Source organism: Amaricoccus tamworthensis, from assembly GCF_049800875.1.
GTDB lineage: Bacteria > Pseudomonadota > Alphaproteobacteria > Rhodobacterales > Rhodobacteraceae > Amaricoccus > Amaricoccus tamworthensis.
Window position 1 is genome coordinate 525670 of the sequence record NZ_JBNAFV010000001.1, and the last position, 23321, is coordinate 548990.

Below are 23321 nucleotides of genomic sequence, written 5' to 3' on the forward strand. Positions count from 1 at the left end.
ACCGTCGCCCGCAGCAGGGCACCCGGGATGCCTTTTGGCGGCTCCGGTTCCGTATTCCATTGATATGGATGGGAACTGCCCAAAGCCGCAGGGATGCTGCACTGCAACCTAATTCGGTTTTTTGACGGGACGCAAGCGCCTATTCGGCGGCGGTTTCAATTTTGCCGCCGGAGTTTTTGCCGCCGCCCTCGGCTTCCCCGGCCTCCTGCTTCAGGCGCCGTTGACGGGCCTCCTCCCGCTCCTTGGAGCGACGCTCCTTTTCCCGCGCTTTTTCAAGGGCTTTCTCCTTCTGATCAAGCTGGGTTCTCAGGACTGCGGCGATCTTTTGGTGCTGTTCACGGGCCTTTTCCATGTAGGGTCCGTTCTGCTCCGTCGGGACATCGGGACGCCAGAGTTCAGCCAGTTCGGCAAGCATCTGCCGATCATGTTCGAAGAAAGCGGTGGCCAGACGCTCGACCTCATCCTCGGAATATCCAAGGGCGGAGAGGGCGTATTTTCCGGCCCGAACGCCACTGTCAAACACCTCGCGTACGCTGGCCTTGGCCCCGGCGGCGTAGAGCGCATAGACGTGGTGGCGGTCATGGGCGCGGGCGATGATTTCAACCTTGGGATGGTTGCGGCTGACATAGGATGCGGTGCGCGCCGCCACGCCGGGATCATCCACCGCAATGACAATCGCCTTGGCTTCCGACAGGCCCGCAGCCTCGAGCAGCGCGGGCCGGTCGACCTCGCCGTAATAGCCCTGGATGCCGAAGCGACGCATGCGCTCAATGGTGGAGGCGCGGCTGTCGATGACCACGGTTTTGTGGCCGAGCCCCATCAGGAGCCGGTTCACGACCTGACCGAAGCGGCCCATTCCGGCAATAATCACGGTACCATGTTCGTCAATCTCGTCATCCGGCTTGGCCGGTCCGGCCACGAGACGCCGGGTGACATGATCGTGGATCATGAAGAGCGCGGGGGTGAGGAACATGGACAGCGTAATGATCAGAAGAAGCTGATCCGCCCGGTCGGACGGGATCACAAAGTTCTGGCGGGCGAAGCTTGATAGAAAAAATCCAAACTCACCGGCCTGGGCGAGGGAAAGCGTAAACAGCACCCGGTCCCTGCCCTCGATTTTGAAAAGGACCGCCAGGCCGAGTAGAATGAAGTATTTTACGACCATCAGGGCAAGCACCAAGCCGAACGTCTTGACGGGTTCGGAGAACAGCAGCGCGAAGTCGATGCTTGCGCCGACGGTAATGAAGAACAGCCCGAGCAGCAGCCCCTTGAAGGGTGAAATGTCGCTCTTGATCTGATGGCGGTATTCACTGTTGGCCAGGGCAACGCCGGCCAGGAACGTGCCCAGCGCCGGCGGCAGGTGCAGCAGTTCCATGACCACCGCGATCAGGATGATGAAACTGAGCGTTGCCGCGATGTGGATCTCGTGCAGACCCGACATGTTGAGAAACTTGAAAAACGGGCGGGTCAGGTACTTTCCGGCCAGAACCACCAGGACAACGGCTCCCACAACCATGGCAGCCCGCAACCAGCCGCTGACCTCACCGGCATCGGTTTCGGGGACGCCGGTCTGGACGCTGCTGATGGCCAGGAGCGGAATGAGCGCCAGGAAGGGAATGGCCGCAATATCCTGAAACAGGAGCACCGAAAAACTCGCCCTGCCCCCGTCGGTGCGGTTGAGGTGTTTTTCGTTCAGGGTTTGCATTACGATGGCGGTGGAGGACAGGCAGAGGATGATGCCAATCGCCACGGACTCGTTCCAGTCGATGCCGATGGCGATACAGAACACCGCAACGGCGATCAGCGTCAGCGCCACCTGTAGTCCGCCAAGCCCGAGCAGGCGTTTGCGCATCTGCCAGAGCGTTTTGGGTTCCATCTCCAGACCGATCAGGAACAGCATAAGGACGACGCCAAACTCGGCATAGTGCTGGAGGTTTTCGGTCTCCGAGCCCACAAGGCCGATCACCGGGCCGATCAAAACTCCGGCGGCGAGATACCCCAAAACCGAGCCAAGGCCGAATTTTTGACTGATCGGGACCGCGACCACTGCGGCCATCAGGTAAATGAGTATCTCGATTAAAACCAACTGCACTCGGGGGAGCCCTCCATCGTCGGTTTTATCCTAAATGGCTGTTGATAAAATTCAATCAACGCCAGAAACATTCGCGACAAAAATTCGCGTTGATTGAGGGATTTGCGGCGCGCGCAGGCAAAAGCCGAAAATTCGGTCGGATTACCCGGTCAGAAGCGATCGCAGGTCGAATGCCGCGCGCATGAGTTCGCGGGTGTAGTCCGTCTTTGGAGCATCGAAAAGCTGGTCCACCGGCCCCTGCTCCACCACGGCTCCGTTCCTCATCACCATCACGTAATCCGAGAGGGCACGGACCACGGCGAGGTCATGGCTGATGAAAATGTAGGACAGGCTGTTTTCGATCTGCAACCGACGCAGAAGGTCGATGACCTGTTTCTGAACCGAGCGGTCGAGTGCGGATGTGGGCTCATCCAGGATAATGATCCTTGGGCGCAGGATAACCGCACGGGCGATGGCGATGCGCTGGCGCTGACCGCCGGAGAACTCGTGGGGGAATCGGTTCTTCACGGACGGGTCGAGCCCCACATCGCGCAGGGTTTCCTCCGCCCGCCGGTCGCGCTCGGCGGCACCGAGGCCCGGCTCGTGAACGAGAAGCCCTTCCGTCACGATTTCCCGAACGGTCATGCGTGGCGAAAGCGAGCCGTAAGGGTCCTGGAAGACCATTTGCAGGCCCTTGCGGTGGGGGCGCATGGCCTTGCGGTCGAGACCTCCGATTTCAGAGCCCATGCAGACCACGCGGCCGGTGCTGGGGATCATTTGAAGCAGGGCACGGCCGAGGGTGGATTTGCCAGAACCGCTCTCGCCCACCACACCAATGGTCTGACCCTCGCGCAGGGCGATGTCGATGCCGCGCACGGCGTGAAGCTCGGTGCTTTTCCGCAGAAAACCGGCCGGCAGACCGAAGGTGACCTGTATGTCCTCACCCTCCAGCAGCACGGGGGCGGTTTCGCGGGGTGGTTTCTTGTGGCCTTCGGGTTCGGCCGCAAGCAGCATCTTCGTGTAGTCGGTTTTGGGGGCGTGGAAGACATCCGCGGTCGGCCCCTGCTCTTCGACCCGCCCCCTGCACATGACGTAGGTCCGGTCGGCGAAGGCCTCCACGATGCCGAGATCGTGGGTGATGAACAGGATCGACATGCCGAGCCGGGCCTGGAGATCGGAGAGCAGTTGCAGGATTTCCGCCTGGATTGTGACGTCGAGCGCGGTGGTCGGCTCGTCAGCAATCAACAGATCCGGGTCATTGGCGAGCGCCATTGCGATCATCACGCGCTGCCTCTGCCCCCCGGACAGTTCGTGGGGATAGGCCCGCAGGCGTTTCTCCGGGTTTGGGATCTGCACCAGTTTCAGGAGTTCGAGGACCCGTTGTGAGGCCTGCTTTCGGTTCAAACCACCATGGACGCGCAGCGGCTCCGACATTTGGCTCTCGATGGTAAAAAGCGGATCGAGCGATGTCATGGGTTCCTGGAAGATCATGGTGATCTTCGCACCGCGCAACCGGTTCAGTTCGGAGGGTGGCATGTTCAGGATGTCGCGCCCCCGGTAGCGGATGCGACCGCTGGCCCTGCCATTGGAGGCCAGCAACCCCATGGCAGACATCATGACCTGGCTTTTTCCGGAACCACTTTCGCCAACAATTGCGACGGTTTCCCCGGCGCGGACGTTTAGCGACACGCCCCGGACGGCATCCACCGGACCGTCGGGTGTTTCGAAACTGACGTGGAGGTCCTCGACCTCAAGCACCATTTCCCGAGTATCGGTCATGTCAGCGGTCCTTCGGATCAAGTGCGTCGCGCAGTCCATCGCCCAGGAAGTTGAGCGCAAAGAGCAGGACCGTCATGGTCGCGGCCGGATAAAACAGCATGGAGGGCGCGTTGCGCATGTTTTTGGCCCCTTCCGCAATCAACACGCCCAGGGACGTGAGCGGCTCCTGCACGCCTAGGCCGAGAAATGACAGGAAGCTTTCCAGCAGGATCACCTTCGGGATGAGGAGGGTCATGTAGACCATGACGTTGCCAAGGGTATTTGGGATGATATGGCGTTTGACGATGTCCCAGGACGAGACGCCAAGGCTTTCCGCCGCCTGCACGAACTCCCGTCTGCGCAGGCTTAAGGTCTGGCCACGTACAATGCGGGACATGTCGAGCCACTGGGTCGCGCCGATGGCGATGAACATCAGCACGAGGTTGCTGCCGAAGAAGACCACCAACAGGATCACGAAGAACACGAAGGGGAGTGAATCCATGATATCGACGAAGCGCATCATGAGGTTGTCGACACGTCCGCCCACGAAACCCGATGTCGCGCCGTAAATCACGCCGATCACCAGTGCCACCGCCGTCGCAAGGGCACCGATCATCAGGGAGATCCGCAGGGCGATCAGGGTGCGGGAAAACAGGTCACGACCATTCGCATCGGTTCCCATCAGAAAGTATAGCTGCTGCACGTCGGCGGTGATGGCGCCGGAGAGCCCATCGCCGGAAATGTCCACGACCTCCGCGTTGGAAAACACGTCGGACCGGTCGACGTAACGGGAAATGCGAGGGTCAATTTCGGATTCCGAACTGACCGCAATCCGGACGGTGCCGTCCTCGATCACAATCTCTCCGACCTCCACCCGGGCGCGGCGCAGGGCGCTTTCAGCAGCGGGAATGATCTGCTCGGCCTGGGGGTATGGGGAAAGACTGGGCCTGGTTTTGACGAACTCCGGATAGACCTCGGAATAGCTGTGCGGCGAAACCATGGGGCCCAGCCCGCCTGCGATGATGAGGAAAATCAGCACGAAGAACGATGCCACCGCCGCACGGTTTCGTTTCAGCCGCAACAGCGCCGTGGCCCAGAGCGAGCGGTTCTGCACGGAGCCCTGGGGTGGGGTCTCCTCTGCGATGGCAGCGTCAGTCATAGCGCACCCTTGGATCAAACACGGCGAAAAGAAGATCGACCATCAAGTTGAAAAGGATCACAAAAACTGCAACGATCACAACGGTTCCCATGACCATCGTATAGTCCCGGTTGAGAGCGCCCTGCACAAAATACCGGCCGATACCGGGCAGATTGAATACCTGCTCCACCACGATTGAACCGGTCAGTAGAGCGGCGGCAGCGGGCCCAAGATAGCTTATGGCCGGCAAGACCGCAGCGCGCAGGGCGTGTTTGATGACAACCATACTCGCTGGAAGCCCGTAGGCCTTCGCCGTGCGTACATGGTCCGACCGCAGGGCCTCGATCATGGCGCCTCGCGTCAGACGCGCGATAACCGCGACCTGGGGCAGAGCGAGGGCAATTACGGGCAGCACCATCTGGTCCGCTCGTCCCCAACCTTGTGCGGGCAGCCAGCCAAGAAACACGGCGAAGACAAGGGCGAGAACGGGTGCGACCACGAATGGCGGCACCGTTATGCCGAAAGTGGCGAGAGCGACGACGAAATAGTCCGCTTTGGAATTCTGCCGCAGGGCAGCGACGGTTCCCATGCACACCCCGATGAAAAGTGCGAGCAGCAGCGCGAGGAAGCCAAGCTGCATCGAGACCGGAAGCCCCTCACCGAGGATCTCATGGACCCGTTTGTCACGGAACACGAAGGATGGCCCCATGTCGCCGTGCAGCAGGTTGTTGAGATACATCGCGTATTGCTGCCAGAGCGGTTTATCAAGGCCGAATGTCCGGTTGAGGTTTTCCAGCACCGTGGCTTCCAGCGTGCGTTCCTGATCGAATGGCCCCCCGGGGGCGATCCGCATCATGAAGAAGGCAGCGGTGATGATCAGGAACAGGGTCGGTACGGCACCCAGAAGCCGTCTGAGGGCGTATCTTAAAATGTCGATCTCCTCCCGGTGCAACTTCGGTCGGCAAAATGGCCGGGCGACCGGGGCCGCCCAGCCGTATCAACAGGTTACTCGGTGATACTCATGTAGCGGCTCAGATGCACATGCTGGATGTTGTCCTCCCACCCCTGAAGGTTGGGCGATACCAGCGCGAGCGAGGAGTAGTACAGGAGCGGCAGGAACGGCAGGTCACGCATGAACATGGCCTCCGCCTGGCTCAGCAGTTCCGACCGTTTCGTCAGATCCGTCTCCGCCGCCGCGGCATCCATCAGGGCGTCATATTCCGGGTTCTCGTACCGGGAATAGTTGAAGCCGTCATTGTCGGATTCGACCATGAAGAGAAAGTTCTGCGGATCGGAGTAGTCGCCAATCCATCCCGCACGTGCGACGTCGAAATCACCCCGGTCGCGGAGGTGGGCGTAATGCGCCGAAATGTCCCGCACGTTATAGGTGACGTTCACACCCACATTTGCCCACATGTCCGCAATCGCCGTGGCAACGTTTTTGTGGTTCTCACTGGAATTATACATGATTTCCAGTTTGTGCGGTGTGTCCGGCGTGACGCCCTTTGCCTCAAGAATTTCGATCGCCATGTCCTCGCGATCGAGCATGGACATGCTGAAGTAATCCGTCTCGGGAGAGCCGGTCTCGTAGTTGCCGATCCCTGGCGGAATGAAGCTTGTAGCGGGGATCATGCCCTGGAAGATATTCTCGGCCAGGAATTCCCGGTCGATGACCATTGACAGCGCCCGGCGCACCTCGGGGTCGGACAGGAACTCATCCTCGTGGTTGAGCGCGTAATAGTACGTGCCGAGATATGGCGTGACGCGGGTGGCGTCGCCGTGTTCGGACTGAAGCCGCTCAAGATCTTCGGCGGGAAGGTCGGCGCAGGAATGGATTTCGCCCGCCTCCCACGCTCTTACGCAGGTTGCGCGATCCTCGATCGGAATAAAGTTGACCGTCTCGATGGCGACGTTGTCAGCGTCATGATAATTCTCGTTCTTCTGCAAAACGATCTTGTCATTCAGAATGTTGGTTTCGAGAACATAGGCACCGTTGGAGACCATGATGCCCGGCTGAACGAAATCGGCGCCATTGGCTTCCACGGTGGGCGGATGCATCGGCAGACCGGTCTGGTGAGTCAGCAACTCAATGAAAAACGGCGTTGGATTTTCGAGGGTAATTTTCAGCGTGTGGTCGTCAACGGCCTCCACCGCAAGGCTGTCGGGCTCCATGTCGCCGGTGTTGACGGCCTCGGCGTTTTTAATGGGATAAAGAATGTTTGCGTATTTGGCTCCGGTGGCCGGGGTCATGATACGCCGAAGGGAGAAAACGAAATCGCCGGCGGTGACGGGATCACCGTTCGACCATTTGGCATTGTTGCGCAGCGTGAAAGTATACTCCGTGCCGTCCTCCGACACCTCCCAGCTTTCAGCCACCCCCGGCACGACCTGGGCGGCGGCATCGTAGACAACCAGCCCCTCATAGAGGTCGCGTAGAATATGCGCCTCCACCACCGTCGACGTCTTGTGCTGGTCAAGTGTTTCGGGATTTCCGTTGTTGCCCCGCATGTAGGTTGCGGCCCATGGGCTCCCCGCGCCCGTGACCGTCAGGGCGAGTGCCAGGGCGGCGCCTGCCATCATTCGCGTCTTCATGACCTGTATCCTCCTCCAGTCAAACACTGTCGCAATGAGTGTAAGGCCACGTTTCACGCAAAGTAAACTGCCGTATGGAGTGACCTGGTCCGGCTGAATACGGGGCGACGTGACGTCAACCTAACGGCAGGGAAAGAAACTTTTGCCGCCCATATGGACCTTCCTGAAATACTGCTGCAAGAATAGGCGATCTCGGGTGGCGGCCGACAGTCCGGAGGGGAGATATTCGACTGTGCGACACTGCATGGAACCGACCCTTCGACGGCACATTCCCGCAACAATTCCAAGAGTCCAACGGAAGGGAAAATCATGAAACTAAAACAGACACTTGCAACCGGCGCCGTGCTGTCGGTTCTGGCGTCAAGCGCTATTGCGGCACCGCTAGTGTACTGCTCTGAGGGCTCGCCGGAGGGCTTTGACCCGGCCCTGTTCACGTCAGGGACCACTTTTGATGCATCGTCCCATCCGATCTACAATCACCTGACCGAATTCGTGACCGGAACGACCGAAGTGGTCCCCGGACTGGCCGAAAGCTGGGAAGTATCCGAGGATGGTCTTGAGTACACTTTCAACCTGCGTCAGGGTGTAAAATTCCACTCCAACGACGCGTTCACGCCGACCCGGGACTTCAACGCCGATGACGTGATCTTCAGCTTTGAGCGCCAGCGTCTGGAGGATCATCCCTATCACGAAGTGTCCGGCGGTACCTGGGAATATTTTGAGGGCATGTCGATGCCCGATCTGGTCGCCTCGGTTGAGAAAATCGACGACTACACCGTCAAATTTGTCCTGAACCGTCCGGAAGCGCCGTTCATCGCCAACCTGGCCATGGATTTTGCCTCCATCCTCAGCGCCGAATACGCCGACGCGATGATGGAAGCCGGCACTCCCGAGCAGCTCAACCAGGCACCCATCGGCACCGGTCCGTTCTCGTTCGTCGCCTATCAGAAAGACGCGGTGATCCGTTACGCCACCAACCCGGATTACTGGGAAGGCGCGTCCTCCCTTGAGGGCCTGATCTTTGCGATCACGCCGGATGCCTCCGTGCGCTACCAGAAGCTGAAGGCTGGCGAGTGCCACGTCATGCCCTATCCAAACCCTGCGGATATCGAGGCGATGAAGTCGGATCCCGACATCAACGTGCTGGAGCAGGAAGGCCTGAACGTGGGCTACCTTGGCTACAACACGCAACAGGAACCGTTTGACAACATCAACGTCCGCAAGGCGCTGAACATGGCCATCGACAAGCAGGCCATCATCGACGTTGTCTTCCAGGGCTCCGGTCAGATCGCGAAAAACCCGATCCCGCCGACCATGTGGTCCTATAACGACGCGATCGAGGATGACCCCTACGATCCGGAAGCCGCAAAATCCATGCTTGAGGCCGAAGGTGTAACGGACCTGTCCATGAAGATCTGGGCGATGCCGGTGCAGCGTCCCTACAACCCCAACGCCCGCCGTATGGCGGAACTGATCCAGGAGGATTTCTCAGAGATCGGCGTTGATGTTGAGATCGTCTCCTATGAGTGGGGTGAGTACCTGAGCCGCTCGCGCGAGCTTGACCGCGACGGCGCGATCCTTCTCGGCTGGACCGGCGACAACGGTGATCCGGACAACTTCCTTGCCGTTCTGCTTGGCTGTGACGGTATCGGCAACTCGAACCGGGCGCAGTGGTGCCACGAGCCGTTCGAGGAACTGATCCAGAAGGCCAAGGTGACCACGGATGTTGAGGAGCGGACCGCGCTTTATGAGGAGGCCCAGGTTGTCTTCAAGGAGCAGGCACCGTGGGCCACGATCGCGCATTCGGTCGTCTACATGCCCGTTCGTCCCGAAGTGTCCGGCTACAAGGTTCATCCGCTGGGTGGTCACATCTTCTACGGTGTTGAACTCGCTCAGTAATCACGCCACCGATCGGGGCGTTTGCGCCCCGGTCACGCCAGCACGGAACGCCAGCCATGTGTAAACTCCTGAGCCAGTACCGCGCCGTTGCGCGCGACCTAAACGTCGATGCGGTCGCAATTGTGCCCGGTCCGAACTTCACCAGACTGTTCGGCGCCGAATTTCACAGCAATGAACGCCCGCTGGTCGTTTTTATCCCCGCCGAAGGCGACGCGGCGGCTATCGTGCCCAATCTGGAGCTGCGCTCCTTTGACCTGATCGGGTTTGAGGGCGAGGTGTTCGACTGGCGCGACCAGGACGGTTATGACCACGCGTTTAAGGCGCTGGCATCCCAGCTTCCGCATTCTTCCCTCGCCGTTGAGGGGCAGATCATGCGGGTGTTTGTCCACCACGCCATCGCCGCGGCCTGGCCCGGTCTGAGGATCGTCGATGCCGAAAAGCAGATTTCGGGTCTGCGCATCATCAAAAGCGAGTCGGAGGTGTCCCTGCTCTCTGACGCGATCCATATTTCCGAACGGGCGCTGGACCACACGATTTCCAAAGTCCGCGTCGGTATGACCGAGACCGAAATTCAGGGGCTGTTGACGCAGGCGCTGTTCGCCAATGGTGCGGATGCCCATGCGTTTGGGCCCATTGTGGCAGCCGGCGACAACTCGGCCATGCCCCATGCCCATGCCCGGTCAGACTACCGGGTGCAGGCGGGCGATGCGCTGCTTCTAGATTTTGGGGCGCGGAAAGACGGGTTTTGTGCCGACATCACAAGGACGTTTTTCGTGGGCCATGTGGATGACGCCTCGGCGGAGGTCTACGATGCGGTCTACCGCGCCAATCTGCGCGGCCATGAAGTGACGAAAGCCGGCGTGACCTGCCACGAGGTGGATGACGCCGTGATCGGCGTCCTGGAGGCCTCGCCCTTCGCGGACCGTATCCGCACCAAAACCGGGCATGGTCTCGGCCGCGACGTCCATGAAGCCCCTTACATCATGCGCGGCAATCACCAGGTCCTCGAGGCGGGAATGGTATTCACGAATGAACCTGGGCTCTACCAGATCGGTGAGTTCGGCGTCCGGATCGAGGATGATATTTTGGTCACGGATACCGGGTGCCGCTCGCTCACCCAATTTCCCAAAGAACTGACGGTGATTGGCACATGATAAAGTACTTTCTGTCCAAGCTGCTGACCTTTGTGCCGACGTTTTTTGGCGTGACCCTGATTTCCTTCGCATTCATCCGTGTGCTGCCTGGAGACCCGATCATCGTCATGGCAGGCGAACGCGGCCTGTCCGACGAGCGTTACGCGGAACTGTCAGCGGAATACGGTTTCGACCGGCCCATCCTCGTCCAGTACTGGGATTACCTGACCGGTGTTTTGCAGGGGGATCTCGGCGAGAGTTTTGTGACCAAAAAGCCGGTTTGGGACGAGTTTTTCGCGCTCTTCCCCGCCACCCTGGAGCTTGCGCTCTGTGCCATGGTTTTTGCGGTTGTGCTGGGGCTGCCCGCCGGTGTGATCGCTGCCGTCAACCGCGGCAAGCTGTTTGACCGGACGCTTATGTCAACGGCGCTGGTGGGATACTCCATGCCCATCTTCTGGTGGGCGCTGCTGCTGATCATCGTGTTCTCCGGCAACCTGGGATGGACGCCGGTATCGGGGCGGATCAGCCTGCTCTACTATTTCGACACGGTAACCGGGTTCATGCTGATCGACTCGCTGCTGTCCGGGCAGGACGGTGCCTTTATGTCGGCTGTAAATCACCTCGTCCTTCCAGCCATCGTTCTGGGCACCATTCCTCTCGCGGTCATTGCCCGCCAGACGCGCTCGGCCATGCTGGAGGTGTTGAGCGAGGACTACATCCGCACCGCGCGGGCCAAGGGGCTCGCCCCGGTTGAGGTCAACGGCCTGCACGCCCTGCGCAACGCGCTCATACCGGTGATTACGGTCATTGGCCTGTCAGTCGGCACATTGATGGGTGGTGCCATCCTGACGGAGACCATTTTCAGCTGGCCTGGCATCGGCAAATGGATGTTGGATTCCATTTTCCGCCGTGACTACCCGGTGGTTCAGGGCGGGCTGCTGCTCATTGCGGTATTCGTAATGATCGTGAACCTCACCGTTGACGTGCTCTACGGTTTCATCAACCCCAAGATCAGGAAGCGCTGATGGAAACCACAATGGAACGTCCCGGCAGACTGCGCGAATTCTGGTACTACTTCCGCGAAAACCGTGGAGCCGTGATCGGCCTTTCCGTCTTCGTTGTCTTCGTTCTTGTCGCCATTTTTGCCGATCTACTGGCGCCACACGACCCGACGCAGCAGTACCGTGATCACCTGCTTCGCCCACCCGCATGGTCGGAGGGTGGCGACTGGTCCTTCCCTTTGGGTACCGATCCGCTGGGCCGCGATCTTCTGTCGCGCCTGATACATGGCGCGCGGTATTCGGCATTTGTGGGCGTCGTCGTGGTCACCGTGGCCGCCTCGGTGGGTATTCTGATCGGGCTGCTCTCAGGCTTCGCGCCGCGCTGGGGTGACACGATCATAATGCGGATCATGGACATTATCCTGGCCTTCCCGTCACTGCTTCTGGCGCTGGTGCTGGTGGCAATTTTGGGGCCGAGCCTCACTAATGCCATGATCGCCATCGCCATTGTCCAGCAGCCGCATTACGTGCGCCTGACCCGGGCGTCGGTCATCAATGAGCGCACGCGAGATTACGTGACCTCGGCACGTGTGGCCGGGGCCGGTATCTGGCGGCTGATGTTCAAAACCGTTCTGCCCAACTGTCTGGCTCCGATTATTGTGCAGGGGGCGCTGAGTTTTTCCACCGCCATCCTCGATGCCGCAGCGCTTGGCTTCCTCGGCATGGGCGCGCAGCCGCCCACGCCTGAATGGGGCACAATGCTGGCGGAAGCACGGGAGTTCATCCTGCGCGCCTGGTGGGTGGTGACCTTCCCCGGCATCGCAATCCTGATCACCGTTTTGGCCATCAACCTGATGGGCGACGGACTGCGTGACGCGCTCGACCCGAAACTGAAAAGGAGCTAGCGCCATGGCACTGCTTCGCATCCGAAACCTCAGCGTCGATTTCGCCACCGCGTCCGGCAAGTTTCGCGCCGTGGACTCAATGGACGTCACCGTCGACCGCGGCGATATCCTCGCCATCGTCGGTGAAAGTGGCTCGGGAAAATCCGTCTCCATGCTGGCCATGATGGGTCTGCTGCCCTGGACCGCGACCATCACCGCTGACGAGATGAGCTTTGATGGTATCGACCTCAGATCGGTAACAGCCGCCCAGCGTCGCAAGATCATTGGCCGCGACATGGCCATGATTTTTCAGGAACCGATGTCCTCGCTCAATCCATGTTTCACGGTTGGCTTCCAGATACGGGAATCCCTGCGCAAACATATGAACATGAGCCGGAGGGAACGGCATCAGCGCGCGATTGAGCTTTTCGAACAGGTGGGCATTCCGGAACCGGAAAAACGTCTAGGCGTATTCCCGCATCAGATGTCCGGAGGGATGAACCAGCGCGTCATGATCGCCATGGCCATTGCTTGCCGCCCACGGCTTCTGATCGCGGATGAACCGACCACCGCGCTCGACGTGACCATTCAGGCGCAGATCCTTGAACTGCTGACGGGCCTGCAGCGGGACACGGGCATGGCCCTAATCCTGATCACCCATGACATGGGAGTTGTTGCCGAGACGGCCCAGCGGGTCAGCGTTCAGTACGCGGGCCAGAAGGTTGAGGAACAGCCTGTACGCCCTCTCTTCTCGACACCGCACCACCCCTACACAGCGGCGCTGCTCGCGGCATTGCCGGAGCGGGCAACAAGCAAAATCCTCCCAAGTATTCCAGGCGTGGTACCGGGGCAGTTCGACCGGCCGAAAGGCTGTCTTTTCAGCCCACGGTGTTCCAAGGCGGATGACCGCTGCCGGGAAATTGAACCCGAAAACCAGCCGGAGGAGCTTGGCCGGGCGAAATGCCACTACCCCCTGGGCGTGAATGAACCGGAGATGGCGCAATGAACAAACCCGTTGTAGTCGCCCACGACCTGACCCGGCACTATGAGGTTGGCGGCGGCATCTTTTCATCCACCCAAACGGTCGAGGCTCTGTCCGGGGCGTCGTTCACGCTTCAGCCTGGCAAAACGCTGGCGGTTGTCGGGGAGTCCGGCTGCGGGAAATCGACCCTTGCCCGGGTTGTCACGATGATCGAGCCACCGACCTCAGGCACGCTGATGATCGATGACGAGGCCGTGTCCCCGGACAAATGGGCGTCACTGCGGTCATCGGTTCAGATCGTGTTCCAGGACCCCTACGGCTCCCTTAACCCACGCCAGCGGATTGGCGACATTCTGATGGAGCCACTTGTCATCAACCGCAAGGACATGTCGGCGAAGGACCGCGAGGCCCAGGCGCGGGACATGCTGGCCATGGTGGGCCTGCGCCGCGAGCATTTCGACCGCTATCCGCACATGTTCTCCGGCGGACAGCGCCAGAGGATCGCAGTGGCCCGTGCGCTGATGCTGAACCCAAGGGTTTTGGTCCTCGATGAGCCGGTCTCGGCCCTGGACCTGTCCATTCAAAGCCAGGTGCTGAACCTGCTGGTCGAACTGCAGGAAAAGCTGGGGCTTGCCTACCTGTTCATTTCCCACGATCTGTCCGTGGTCAAACATATGGCCGACGACATTGTTGTCATGTATCTCGGCCGCCCGGTGGAAACCGGTCCCATCGAGGATGTGGTCGCCAATCCGCGCCATCCCTATACCAAGGCGCTTTTGTCCGCGACGCCAATCGCCGACCCGACAATTGAGAAAAAACGCATCAAACTGGAAGGCGAACTGCCCTCCCCCATCAACGTCCCCAAAGGCTGCGCCTTTTCACCGCGCTGCTGGAAGGCGACGGAGGAATGCCGCGCCAAACGGCCCGTACTCGATGAGGGACGACATCGGGTGGCGTGTTATCATCCTGAGGGGTGACACGCCCCGTGGCAGCGGGAACCTGCCAGGACTTGTTAAATCCTTCCGACATGTCCAGTTTAGGTTGAGTTGGCGTGTGTGAGGGAAGTTTATGACGGTATCTACTGATGGACAGCGCATTTATGCGGTAGGTGACATCCACGGTGAGATTGACCTGCTCATGGAGATGACCTCACGTATCACGGATGACATGCTGAGGCGTCCCCACCGCAATCCGAGGGTGGTGTTCATTGGCGATTACAATGACCGCGGTCCCAATTCGAGAGCCGTTTACGAGTTTCTCATCGGGCTGCAGGACAGCAGTTTTCCGGTCACCTGTCTGCTGGGCAACCATGACAGCTATATTCTGACCTATCTTGATGATCCGATCTGGGTTGAACATGCCATGCACTGGATGAACCCTAGACTTGGCGGCGACAAGACGCTGGCCTCCTATGGCGTGCATGGCGCGACCGAGGATTACCCGGCCGACAGTCACGCCGCGTTTGAGGCCGCCTTCCCCGAACGGCACCGTTTGTTTATCGCCAACTGCGAACAGTACCTGAAGATTGGCGATTACGTGTTCGTACATGCGGGCATTCGTCCGGGGGTGCCCCTGGAGAAACAGAGCCTGCGCGATCTCATCATGATCCGGGATCCGTTCCTCAACTCCACGCTGGATCATGGTTTCAAGGTCGTTCACGGCCATACGATCTCGGAGAACGTGGAGCACCACTCCAACCGAATCGGCATTGATACCGGTGCGTTCCGAACCGGGCGCCTGTCCTGCGTGGTGCTTGAGGATGAGGACGTCTCCCTGCTCGATAAGGATAGCCTGAAGCCGTGGCCGAAAGGCTCCGGGCTCGGCATCGCGAAAAAATGGGCCTTTTCCTGATTTAAGTGCCCGGGAGACGGCCTGCCGGAGCTTTATCCCAACGGAACCCCTTGCATCGGTTCCGGAACCGCCGTATCTGACGCGGGCATGCTGCCACAGGGGTGTAGCTCAGTTGGTAGAGCGTCGGTCTCCAAAACCGAATGTCGTAGGTTCGAGTCCTATCGCCCCTGCCAGCATGCAAATCCTTCCCAAAACACCTGGACGGGCTGCGAAATCCCGCCTTGCAATGGATGCCCATACGGCTTACATGCTGCCAATCCCCGGAATTGGAAAGTAAGATGGCCAGAACAAACCCGTTTCAGTTTGCCCAGCAGGTACGCTCGGAAGTAGCCAAAGTAGTATGGCCCACCCGGCGTGAGGTTGGACTGACCACCGTGATGGTTCTGCTCATGGCGACCGTATTTGCGATTTTCTTTTTTACCGTGGACATGATCGTGCGCCTTGGTCTCGAAGCAATTCTTGGGATGGCCTCTTGAATTCACGGTCCGTCGGGAGTAAAGGGGCGCCTCTCGATATTTTTGGCGTGCATCGATTCGGTTGCGCGCCGTTTATGTTTAGCGCGATGCGTGACGGACTAACTACAATAATGCATGCGGCATGACCGCACTCTACTGGGGTAACGATCAGATGGCATTGCGCTGGTATTCAGTGAGCGTCCTTTCCAACTTCGAGAAGAAGGTTGCCGAAGCGATTCGCGAGGCGATTGAGCAGGAAGGACTCCAGGACCAGATCGCCGAGGTTCTCGTGCCGACCGAGGAAGTGATCGAGATCCGTCGCGGCAAGAAGGTCCAGACCGAAAAGCGCTTCATGCCAGGCTATGTTCTGGTCCGTATGGAAATGACCGACAAGGCCTACCATCTGGTTAACTCCATCAACCGCGTGTCCGGCTTCCTGGGTCCGCAGGGCCGTCCGACGCCGATGCGCGACGCGGAGGTTGCCCGCATCCAGAGCCAGGTCGAGGATGGCATGGAAAGCCCGCGCTCGGTCATCAGCTTTGAGACCGGCGAGACTGTCAACGTTACAGACGGACCCTTCGAGGGCTTCTCCGGCATGGTCGAGGATGTCGATCAGGCCAACAGCCGCCTGAAGGTAACCGTATCCATTTTTGGCCGGGCAACCCCGGTCGAACTCGAATTCACTCAGGTCGCCAAGGCCTCGTGAGTATCCCCGTGGGAGGCAGGGGCGGCGCGCCGTCAATGCCGGACCACATCCATATGAAATCCCCGCTGGACGCGTCCGCGGGGCTGGAGAGTAAAGGAGGCCACCATGGCCAAGAAAGTCGCCGGGCAGCTCAAGCTGCAGGTGCCCGCAGGCAAGGCTAACCCCTCGCCCCCCGTTGGACCGGCTCTCGGTCAGCGCGGCATCAACATCATGGAATTCTGTAAGGCGTTCAACGCCCGTACGCAGGAGATGGAAGCCGGAAGCCCGATCCCGGTCATCATTACCTACTACACGGACAAGTCCTTCAGCATGGAAACCAAGACGCCGCCCGCGTCCTACCTGCTGAAAAAAGCTGCCAAGCTGAAATCCGGCTCCAAAGAACCCGGTAAATCCACCGCTGGTAGCGTTTCCGTGAAGCAGCTCCGTGAAATTGCCGAGATCAAGATGAAGGACCTCAACGCGAACGACGTTGACGCCGCCATCCAGATCATTGCCGGCTCCGCCCGTTCGATGGGCCTCGAGGTCAAGGGGTAATCACGATGGCTAAACTCGCAAAGCGCGTATCGGCTGCACGTGCCGCATTCGAGGGCAAGGTAAACCTGCCCGTGGATGAGGCCGTTAAGCTGGTCAAGGACAACGCAACGGCCAAGTTCGACGAGACCCTTGAGATCGCAATGTGCCTCGGTGTTGACCCCCGTCACGCCGACCAGATGGTCCGTGGTGTTGTCGCCCTGCCCAACGGCACAGGCAAATCGGTACGTGTTGCCGTGTTCGCCCGTGGTGCCAAGGCTGAGGAGGCAACCGCCGCCGGTGCGGACGTTGTTGGTGCCGAGGACCTGATGGAATCCATTCAGGGCGGCAAGCTCGACTTTGACCGCTGCATCGCCACCCCCGACATGATGCCGATTGTTGGCCGTCTGGGTAAGATCCTTGGTCCGCGCAACCTGATGCCGAACCCGAAGGTTGGTACGGTGACAATGGATGTCGCCCAGGCCGTTCAGAACGCCAAGGGCGGTGAGGTTCAGTTCAAGGCCGAGAAAGCCGGTGTGGTTCACGCTGGTATCGGCAAGGCATCTTTCGACGCCGACAAACTGGCTGAAAACGTAAAAGCATTCGTATCCGCCGTTAACCGGGCCAAACCGTCCGGTGCGAAAGGTACGTATCTGAAGAAAATCGCCATCTCCTCGACCATGGGTCCGGGCGTGACGCTGGATATCGCCAGCGCCGTAGGCGAGTAAGGAGATCCCCGGCATCAAAGCCGGGGTGTTCCGGGCGGCCTCAAAAACCGCCCGACTGTCCGAGACGGTGGGTCAGACGCAGGTCTGATAAATCCTGCCTGAGATGGGGAACGATCAGGATCAAGTGGGACACTACCGTCCCGGGCGATTTTGGCGGGACCCGTAATTAAGGACCCGAGACGTGGGGCATTCGCCTCGCGAAAATGAGCCGGCGGAAAGGGGAAACCCGGACTGCCAAAGTTGGAGCAACACTGTGGATAGAGCCCAAAAAGAAGCTGTGGTCGCTGAACTCGGCCAAATCTTCACGGACTCTGGTGTCGTCGTGGTCGCGCACTACGAAGGCCTTTCCGTTGCAGAGATGACCGATTTCCGTCTTCGCATGAGCGAAGCCGGTGGATCGGTTCGTGTCGCCAAAAACAAGCTCGCCAAAATTGCCCTGAAGGATACGCCCAGCGAAAGCATCGGCGATCTGCTGACGGGTATGACGGTGCTTGCCTATTCCGAGGACCCTGTCGCAGCGGCGAAAGTCGTTAAGGACTATGCCAAGGACAACAAGAAACTTGTTGTTCTGGGCGGGGCCATGGGTGGCACAGCACTCGACGAAGCCGGCGTTAACGCCGTTGCCGCAATGCCGTCCCGCGAGGAGCTTATCGCTTCCGTTGTGGGCTGCATCGGGGCTCCGGCCGGAAACCTCGCTTCGGCAATTGGCGCGCCTGCCTCGAATATCGCAGGCATTCTCTCGACGCTCGAAGAGCGTGAGGCGGCGTAACTCTAAGCAACGAATTGGCCGGACCGTGCAAAACCGCATCGATACCGGACTACACAACGAAAACCTGATTGGAACCTGAACAATGGCTGATCTTAAAAAACTCGCCGAAGAAATCGTAGGGCTGACCCTGCTGGAAGCGGCTGAACTGAAAAACATCCTCAAGGACGAGTACGGCATCGAGCCGGCTGCCGGTGGCGCCGTCATGATGGCTGCCGGTCCCGCAGACGCCGGTGGCGAAGCTGCTGAGGAAAAAACCGAATTTGACGTGATCCTGAAGTCCGCTGGCGACAAGAAAATCAACGTCATCAAGGAAGTCCGTGCAATCACCGGTCTTGGCCTGAAAGAAGCCAAGGACCTCGTGGAAGCAGGCGGCAAGCCCGTTAAGGAAGGCGTCACCAAAGAAGAGGCTGACGAAATCCTGAAAAAGCTTACCGACGCTGGCGCGGAAGCCGAAGTGAAGTAATACCCTCCGGCCCTTTTCGGGGCCGGAACCGAATATTTGGGCTGGATCCGCAGAAATGTGGGTCCAGTTCGATGCGTCTCTCGGAGGGCCCACGCGTGGACCTTTTGAAAGCCGCATCGGTCCGGGTGTGTGATGTGGGAAATCACACAAGCATTGGACAGCTACGGCAGCAAAGACGATCCGTCCGAATTCCCCACCGGAAGGTTCGCATGCAAGGAAGAGGTTGAGCATGGCTCAGACACATTCAGGTCACAAGCGTATCCGCAAGTTCTATGGCAAAATCCGCGAGGTTGCGGAAATGCCGAACCTTATCGAGGTTCAGAAATCAAGCTATGACCTGTTTTTGCGCTCCGGTGACCAGGAACTGCCGCTGGATGGTGAAGGGATCAAGGGCGTCTTTCAGTCGGTTTTTCCGATCAAGGACTTCAATGAGACCGCGATCCTTGAATTCGTAAAGTACGAGCTTGAGGCTCCGAAATACGACGTTGAGGAGTGCATGCAGCGCGACATGACCTATTCGGCACCGCTGAAGGTCACACTGCGCCTGATCGTATTTGAGGTCGACGAGGAAACCGGTGCCCGGTCCGTGAAGGACATCAAGGAGCAGGACGTGTTCATGGGCGACATGCCCCTGATGACGCCCAACGGTACCTTCGTTGTAAACGGCACCGAGCGTGTGATCGTCAGCCAGATGCACCGGTCCCCAGGTGTGTTCTACGACCACGACCGTGGCAAAACCCACTCTTCCGGCAAACTGCTGTTCACCAGCCGCGTTATTCCCTACCGCGGTTCCTGGCTGGACTTCGAGTTTGACGCCAAGGACATCGTGCACGCCCGCATCGACCGTCGCCGCAAACTTCCCGTGACGACCCTGCTCTACGCGCTTGGTCTCGACCAGGAAGGCATCTGTGATGCGTATTACGACACCGTGAACTACCGCAAGGAAACCGGCGGCTGGGCGACGAAATTCTTCCCCGAGCGCGTTCGCGGCACCAAACCCGCATATGACCTGGTCAATGCGGCGGACGGCGAGGTTATCGCGCCCGCAGGTAAAAAGATCACGCCGCGCATGGTCAAGAAATGGATCGACAGCGGTGAGGTCTCCGAAATCCTCGTGCCCTTCGACAGCATCGTCGGCCGTTACGCCGCGAAGGACATCATCAACGAGGAAACCGGCGAAATCTGGATCGAGGCCGGTGACGAGCTGACCTGGGAAATCGATGCGAAAACCGGCGACACCGTTGGCGGCACGCTGAAAACCCTTCTGGACCAGGGCATCACCGAGATCCCCACGCTCGACATCGACAACGTGACTGTTGGTGCCTACATCCGCAACACCATGGCCGTGGACAAGAACATGAACCGCGAAAGCGCGCTCATGGACATCTATCGCGTCATGCGCCCTGGCGAGCCGCCCACCGTCGAGGCCGCGGATACAATGTTCCAGTCGCTGTTCTTCGACTCGGAACGGTATGACCTGTCCGCAGTTGGCCGCGTGAAAATGAACATGCGCCTCGCCCTCGACGCGGAAGACACCCAGCGCACCCTGCGCAATGAGGACATCATCGCCGTCATCAAGGCGCTGGTGGATCTGCGCGACGGTCGCGGTGAGGTTGACGATATCGACCACCTCGGAAACCGTCGTGTGCGCTCCGTTGGCGAACTCATGGAAAACCAGTACCGCGTTGGCCTTCTCCGCATGGAGCGCGCCATTCGCGAGCGCATGTCCTCCGTTGAGATCGACACGGTCATGCCGCAGGATCTCATCAACGCGAAACCGGCGGCGGCCGCCGTACGTGAGTTCTTCGGCTCCTCGCAGCTGTCGCAGTTCATGGACCAGACCAACCCCCTCTCCGAGGTTACCCACAAACGCCGTCTCTCGGCACTTGGTCCGGGCGGTCTGACCCGCGAACGTGCGGGCTTTGAGGTGCGCGACGTTCACCCGACCCACTATGGTCGCATGTGTCCGATTGAGACGCCGGAAGGTCCGAACATTGGTCTGATCAACTCGCTGGCTTCTTTCGCCCGGGTGAACAAGTACGGATTCATTGAAACGCCCTACCGCAAGGTTGTGGACCGTCAGGTGACCGACGAGGTCCACTACATGTCGGCCACTGAGGAAATGCGTCACACGGTTGCACAGGCCAACGCGCAGCTCGACGAGAACGGACGGTTCATCAATGATCTGGTTTCCACCCGTAAATCGGGCGACTACCAGCTCAATCCGCCCGAAAACGTTGACCTGATCGACGTCAGCCCGAAACAGCTGGTGTCCGTTGCGGCTTCGCTCATTCCGTTCCTCGAAAACGACGACGCCAACCGCGCCCTTATGGGCTCGAACATGCAGCGGCAGGCCGTGCCCCTGCTCCGTGCCGAAGCACCCTTCGTGGGAACCGGTATCGAGAGCATCGTGGCACGCGACTCCGGTGCGGCAATCACGGCGCGTCGCGCGGGTGTCGTCGACCAGGTTGACGCCATGCGTATCGTTGTACGTGCGACGGACGATGTTGAACCGGGCGATCCCGGCGTTGACATCTACCGCCTGCGCAAGTTCCAGCGGTCGAACCAGAACACCTGCATCAACCAGCGCCCGCTGGTGAAGGTGGGTGACGAGGTTGGCAAGGGCGAGTTCATCGCCGACGGTCCGTCCACGGATCTGGGCGAACTGGCTCTGGGAAAAAACGTGCTCGTCGCGTTCATGCCCTGGAACGGCTACAACTACGAGGACTCGATCCTGATCTCAGAGCGTATCGTGAAGGACGACGTCTTCACGTCGGTCCACATCGAGGAGTTTGAGGTCGCCGCCCGCGATACGAAGCTTGGACCTGAGGAAATCACCCGCGACATCCCGAACGTCGGTGAGGAAGCCCTGCGCAACCTCGACGAGGCCGGTATCGTCTATATCGGTGCCGAGGTTGGACCGGGGGACATTCTGGTGGGCAAGATCACTCCGAAGGGCGAAAGCCCGATGACGCCGGAGGAAAAACTCCTCCGCGCGATTTTCGGTGAGAAGGCCTCGGATGTTCGTGACACCTCCATGCGCCTGCCGCCGGGTGACTACGGTACGGTCGTTGAGGTTCGTGTCTTCAACCGGCACGGTGTTGAGAAGGACGAGCGTGCGCTTCAGATCGAGCGTGAGGAAGTCGAACGGCTTTCCCGCGACCGGGACGACGAGTTCGCGATCCTTGAGCGCAACATCTATGCCCGTCTGAAGAGCCTGATCCTCGGCAAAACCGCGATCAAGGGTCCGAAAGGCGTCAGCGCCGGTACGGAAATCACCGAGGAACTACTGTCCTCGATGAGCCGTGGCCAGTGGTGGCAGCTTGCCCTCGGCGACGACCAGGATGCAGCCGCACAGGAAGCGCTTCAGGCGCAGTTCGAGCTTCAGAAGAAGGCTCTCGACCGCCGGTTCGACGACAAGGTGGAAAAAGTCCGCCGTGGCGACGACCTTCCCCCGGGCGTGATGAAGATGGTCAAGGTCTTCATCGCCGTGAAACGCAAACTCCAGTCCGGCGACAAAATGGCCGGTCGGCACGGCAACAAGGGTGTTATCTCCCGCGTTGTGCCGGAGGAGGACATGCCGTTCATGGCCGATGGAACCCCGGTCGACTTCGTTCTGAACCCGCTGGGTGTGCCCTCGCGCATGAACGTCGGTCAGATCCTCGAGACGCACATGGGCTGGGCTGCGCGCGGTCTGGGCCGGACCATCGAGTCCAGTCTCCAGGAATACCGTCGCTCTGGAGACATGACCCCGCTCCGCGAGGCCATGAAGGTGGCGTACGGTGAGGACATCTACAACAATGTCATTTCCGAGATGAGCCAGGACAGTTTCCTGGAAGCTGCGGAAAACGTAACGAATGGTGTTCCCATCGCGACCCCGGTCTTCGACGGTGCGAAGGAAGTGGACGTAAACGACGCTCTGGAACGGGCCGGTTTCGACACCTCCGGACAGTCGGTCGTCTATGATGGACGGACCGGTGAGCAGTTCTCCCGCAAGGTGACGGTGGGTGTGAAATACCTGCTGAAACTGCACCACCTGGTTGACGACAAGATCCACGCGCGTTCCACCGGACCCTACAGCCTCGTTACCCAGCAGCCATTGGGTGGTAAGGCGCAGTTTGGCGGCCAGCGTTTCGGGGAGATGGAGGTCTGGGCTCTGGAAGCCTATGGTGCCGCCTTCACCCTGCAGGAGATGCTGACGGTGAAATCGGACGACGTGGCCGGCCGTACCAAGGTCTACGAGAGCATCGTCAAGGGCGAGGACAATTTCGAGGCCGGTGTGCCGGAATCGTTCAACGTTCTGGTCAAGGAAATCCGGTCGCTTGGGCTCAACATCGAGTTGTTGGACTCGGAAGTGGACTGAGGGCGCTGGAAATCGCGC

The 23321-nt window shown here is 59.6% G+C and carries 19 protein-coding genes and 1 tRNA gene; 15 read left to right on the forward strand and 5 right to left on the reverse strand.

The window, feature by feature from the left end:
• Nucleotides 1-139: 139 nt before the first annotated feature.
• The 5 genes from ACP15P_RS02515 to ACP15P_RS02535 form a co-directional block, all read right to left on the reverse strand.
• Entirely contained in the window at nt 140-2092 is a 1953-nt protein-coding gene (locus ACP15P_RS02515; protein WP_424926916.1) for a monovalent cation:proton antiporter-2 (CPA2) family protein, read from the reverse strand.
• A 141-nt stretch (nt 2093-2233) separates the two neighbouring features.
• Entirely contained in the window at nt 2234-3850 is a 1617-nt protein-coding gene (locus tag ACP15P_RS02520; protein ID WP_424926917.1) for an ABC transporter ATP-binding protein, read from the reverse strand.
• Nucleotide 3851: 1 nt separating this feature from the next.
• Complete coding sequence (locus tag ACP15P_RS02525; protein ID WP_424926918.1) at nt 3852-4988, reverse strand: ABC transporter permease; 1137 nt, start codon at nt 4986-4988, stop codon at nt 3852-3854.
• Nucleotides 4981-5919: an ABC transporter permease subunit gene (locus ACP15P_RS02530; RefSeq protein ID WP_424926919.1), complete on the reverse strand. Its 939-nt coding sequence runs from the start codon at nt 5917-5919 to the stop codon at nt 4981-4983. The genes ACP15P_RS02525 and ACP15P_RS02530 overlap by 8 nt, the downstream gene beginning before the upstream one ends.
• Nucleotides 5920-5972: 53 nt before the next feature.
• On the reverse strand, nt 5973-7559 hold the full coding sequence (locus ACP15P_RS02535) for a peptide ABC transporter substrate-binding protein (protein ID WP_424926920.1): 1587 nt from the start codon (nt 7557-7559) through the stop codon (nt 5973-5975).
• A 309-nt stretch (nt 7560-7868) separates the two neighbouring features.
• Here ACP15P_RS02535 and ACP15P_RS02540 point away from each other — a divergent pair, with 309 nt between their 5' ends.
• From ACP15P_RS02540 to rpoB, 15 genes are all read left to right on the forward strand, one after another.
• A complete protein-coding gene (locus tag ACP15P_RS02540) occupies nt 7869-9458 on the forward strand; it encodes an ABC transporter substrate-binding protein (RefSeq protein WP_424926921.1) in 1590 nt (529 codons plus the stop codon).
• Between the two features lie 56 nt (nt 9459-9514).
• Entirely contained in the window at nt 9515-10612 is a 1098-nt protein-coding gene (locus tag ACP15P_RS02545; protein WP_424926922.1) for a M24 family metallopeptidase, read from the forward strand.
• A complete protein-coding gene (locus ACP15P_RS02550) occupies nt 10609-11616 on the forward strand; it encodes an ABC transporter permease subunit (protein WP_424926923.1) in 1008 nt (335 codons plus the stop codon). Before ACP15P_RS02545 ends, ACP15P_RS02550 begins: the two co-directional genes overlap by 4 nt.
• The gene (locus tag ACP15P_RS02555) at nt 11616-12497 is read left to right on the forward strand and encodes an ABC transporter permease subunit (protein ID WP_424926924.1); all 882 of its coding nucleotides are present in this window, start codon (nt 11616-11618) and stop codon (nt 12495-12497) included. The genes ACP15P_RS02550 and ACP15P_RS02555 overlap by 1 nt, the downstream gene beginning before the upstream one ends.
• A gap of 4 nt (nt 12498-12501) precedes the next feature.
• On the forward strand, nt 12502-13482 hold the full coding sequence (locus ACP15P_RS02560) for an ABC transporter ATP-binding protein (protein WP_424926925.1): 981 nt from the start codon (nt 12502-12504) through the stop codon (nt 13480-13482).
• A complete protein-coding gene (locus ACP15P_RS02565) occupies nt 13479-14435 on the forward strand; it encodes a dipeptide ABC transporter ATP-binding protein (RefSeq protein WP_424926926.1) in 957 nt (318 codons plus the stop codon). Before ACP15P_RS02560 ends, ACP15P_RS02565 begins: the two co-directional genes overlap by 4 nt.
• Before the next feature lie 91 nt (nt 14436-14526).
• The gene (locus tag ACP15P_RS02570) at nt 14527-15309 is read left to right on the forward strand and encodes a metallophosphoesterase (protein WP_424926927.1); all 783 of its coding nucleotides are present in this window, start codon (nt 14527-14529) and stop codon (nt 15307-15309) included.
• Between the two features lie 97 nt (nt 15310-15406).
• Nucleotides 15407-15482, forward strand: a tRNA-Trp gene (locus tag ACP15P_RS02575).
• Between the two features lie 105 nt (nt 15483-15587).
• The gene (gene secE, locus ACP15P_RS02580; RefSeq protein ID WP_424926928.1) at nt 15588-15785 is read left to right on the forward strand and encodes a preprotein translocase subunit SecE; all 198 of its coding nucleotides are present in this window, start codon (nt 15588-15590) and stop codon (nt 15783-15785) included.
• 151 nt (nt 15786-15936) lie between these two features.
• Nucleotides 15937-16470, forward strand: coding sequence for a transcription termination/antitermination protein NusG (nusG, locus tag ACP15P_RS02585; RefSeq protein ID WP_424927292.1), 534 nt, complete (start codon nt 15937-15939; stop codon nt 16468-16470).
• Between the two features lie 105 nt (nt 16471-16575).
• Entirely contained in the window at nt 16576-17004 is a 429-nt protein-coding gene (gene rplK / locus ACP15P_RS02590; RefSeq protein ID WP_424926929.1) for a 50S ribosomal protein L11, read from the forward strand.
• A gap of 5 nt (nt 17005-17009) precedes the next feature.
• Nucleotides 17010-17708 carry a 50S ribosomal protein L1 gene (gene rplA / locus ACP15P_RS02595; protein WP_424926930.1) on the forward strand — a complete coding sequence of 233 codons (699 nt, stop codon included), beginning with the start codon at nt 17010-17012 and terminating at the stop codon, nt 17706-17708.
• A gap of 253 nt (nt 17709-17961) precedes the next feature.
• Nucleotides 17962-18477, forward strand: a complete 516-nt coding sequence (gene rplJ / locus ACP15P_RS02600; RefSeq protein WP_424926931.1) for a 50S ribosomal protein L10 — start codon at nt 17962-17964, stop codon at nt 18475-18477.
• Between the two features lie 82 nt (nt 18478-18559).
• Entirely contained in the window at nt 18560-18940 is a 381-nt protein-coding gene (gene rplL, locus ACP15P_RS02605; protein ID WP_424926932.1) for a 50S ribosomal protein L7/L12, read from the forward strand.
• Nucleotides 18941-19169: 229 nt separating this feature from the next.
• Nucleotides 19170-23303, forward strand: a complete 4134-nt coding sequence (rpoB, locus tag ACP15P_RS02610) for a DNA-directed RNA polymerase subunit beta (RefSeq protein ID WP_424926933.1) — start codon at nt 19170-19172, stop codon at nt 23301-23303.
• The last annotated feature ends 18 nt before the right edge of the window (nt 23304-23321 follow it).

Bases quoted from the DNA above. Each gene is read 5' to 3' on its own strand.
- ACP15P_RS02520 (WP_424926917.1), bottom strand. From the start codon at position 3,850: ATGACCGATACTCGGGAAATGGTGCTTGAGGTCGAGGACCTCCACGTC.
- ACP15P_RS02525 (WP_424926918.1), bottom strand. From the start codon at position 4,988: ATGACTGACGCTGCCATCGCAGAGGAGACCCCACCCCAGGGCTCCGTG.
- ACP15P_RS02535 (WP_424926920.1), bottom strand. From the start codon at position 7,559: ATGAAGACGCGAATGATGGCAGGCGCCGCCCTGGCACTCGCCCTGACG.
- ACP15P_RS02540 (WP_424926921.1), top strand. From the start codon at position 7,869: ATGAAACTAAAACAGACACTTGCAACCGGCGCCGTGCTGTCGGTTCTG.
- ACP15P_RS02545 (WP_424926922.1), top strand. From the start codon at position 9,515: ATGTGTAAACTCCTGAGCCAGTACCGCGCCGTTGCGCGCGACCTAAAC.
- ACP15P_RS02550 (WP_424926923.1), top strand. From the start codon at position 10,609: ATGATAAAGTACTTTCTGTCCAAGCTGCTGACCTTTGTGCCGACGTTT.
- ACP15P_RS02555 (WP_424926924.1), top strand. From the start codon at position 11,616: ATGGAAACCACAATGGAACGTCCCGGCAGACTGCGCGAATTCTGGTAC.
- ACP15P_RS02560 (WP_424926925.1), top strand. From the start codon at position 12,502: ATGGCACTGCTTCGCATCCGAAACCTCAGCGTCGATTTCGCCACCGCG.
- ACP15P_RS02565 (WP_424926926.1), top strand. From the start codon at position 13,479: ATGAACAAACCCGTTGTAGTCGCCCACGACCTGACCCGGCACTATGAG.
- ACP15P_RS02570 (WP_424926927.1), top strand. From the start codon at position 14,527: ATGACGGTATCTACTGATGGACAGCGCATTTATGCGGTAGGTGACATC.
- secE (WP_424926928.1), top strand. From the start codon at position 15,588: ATGGCCAGAACAAACCCGTTTCAGTTTGCCCAGCAGGTACGCTCGGAA.
- nusG (WP_424927292.1), top strand. From the start codon at position 15,937: ATGGCATTGCGCTGGTATTCAGTGAGCGTCCTTTCCAACTTCGAGAAG.
- rplK (WP_424926929.1), top strand. From the start codon at position 16,576: ATGGCCAAGAAAGTCGCCGGGCAGCTCAAGCTGCAGGTGCCCGCAGGC.
- rplA (WP_424926930.1), top strand. From the start codon at position 17,010: ATGGCTAAACTCGCAAAGCGCGTATCGGCTGCACGTGCCGCATTCGAG.
- rplL (WP_424926932.1), top strand. From the start codon at position 18,560: ATGGCTGATCTTAAAAAACTCGCCGAAGAAATCGTAGGGCTGACCCTG.
- rpoB (WP_424926933.1), top strand. From the start codon at position 19,170: ATGGCTCAGACACATTCAGGTCACAAGCGTATCCGCAAGTTCTATGGC.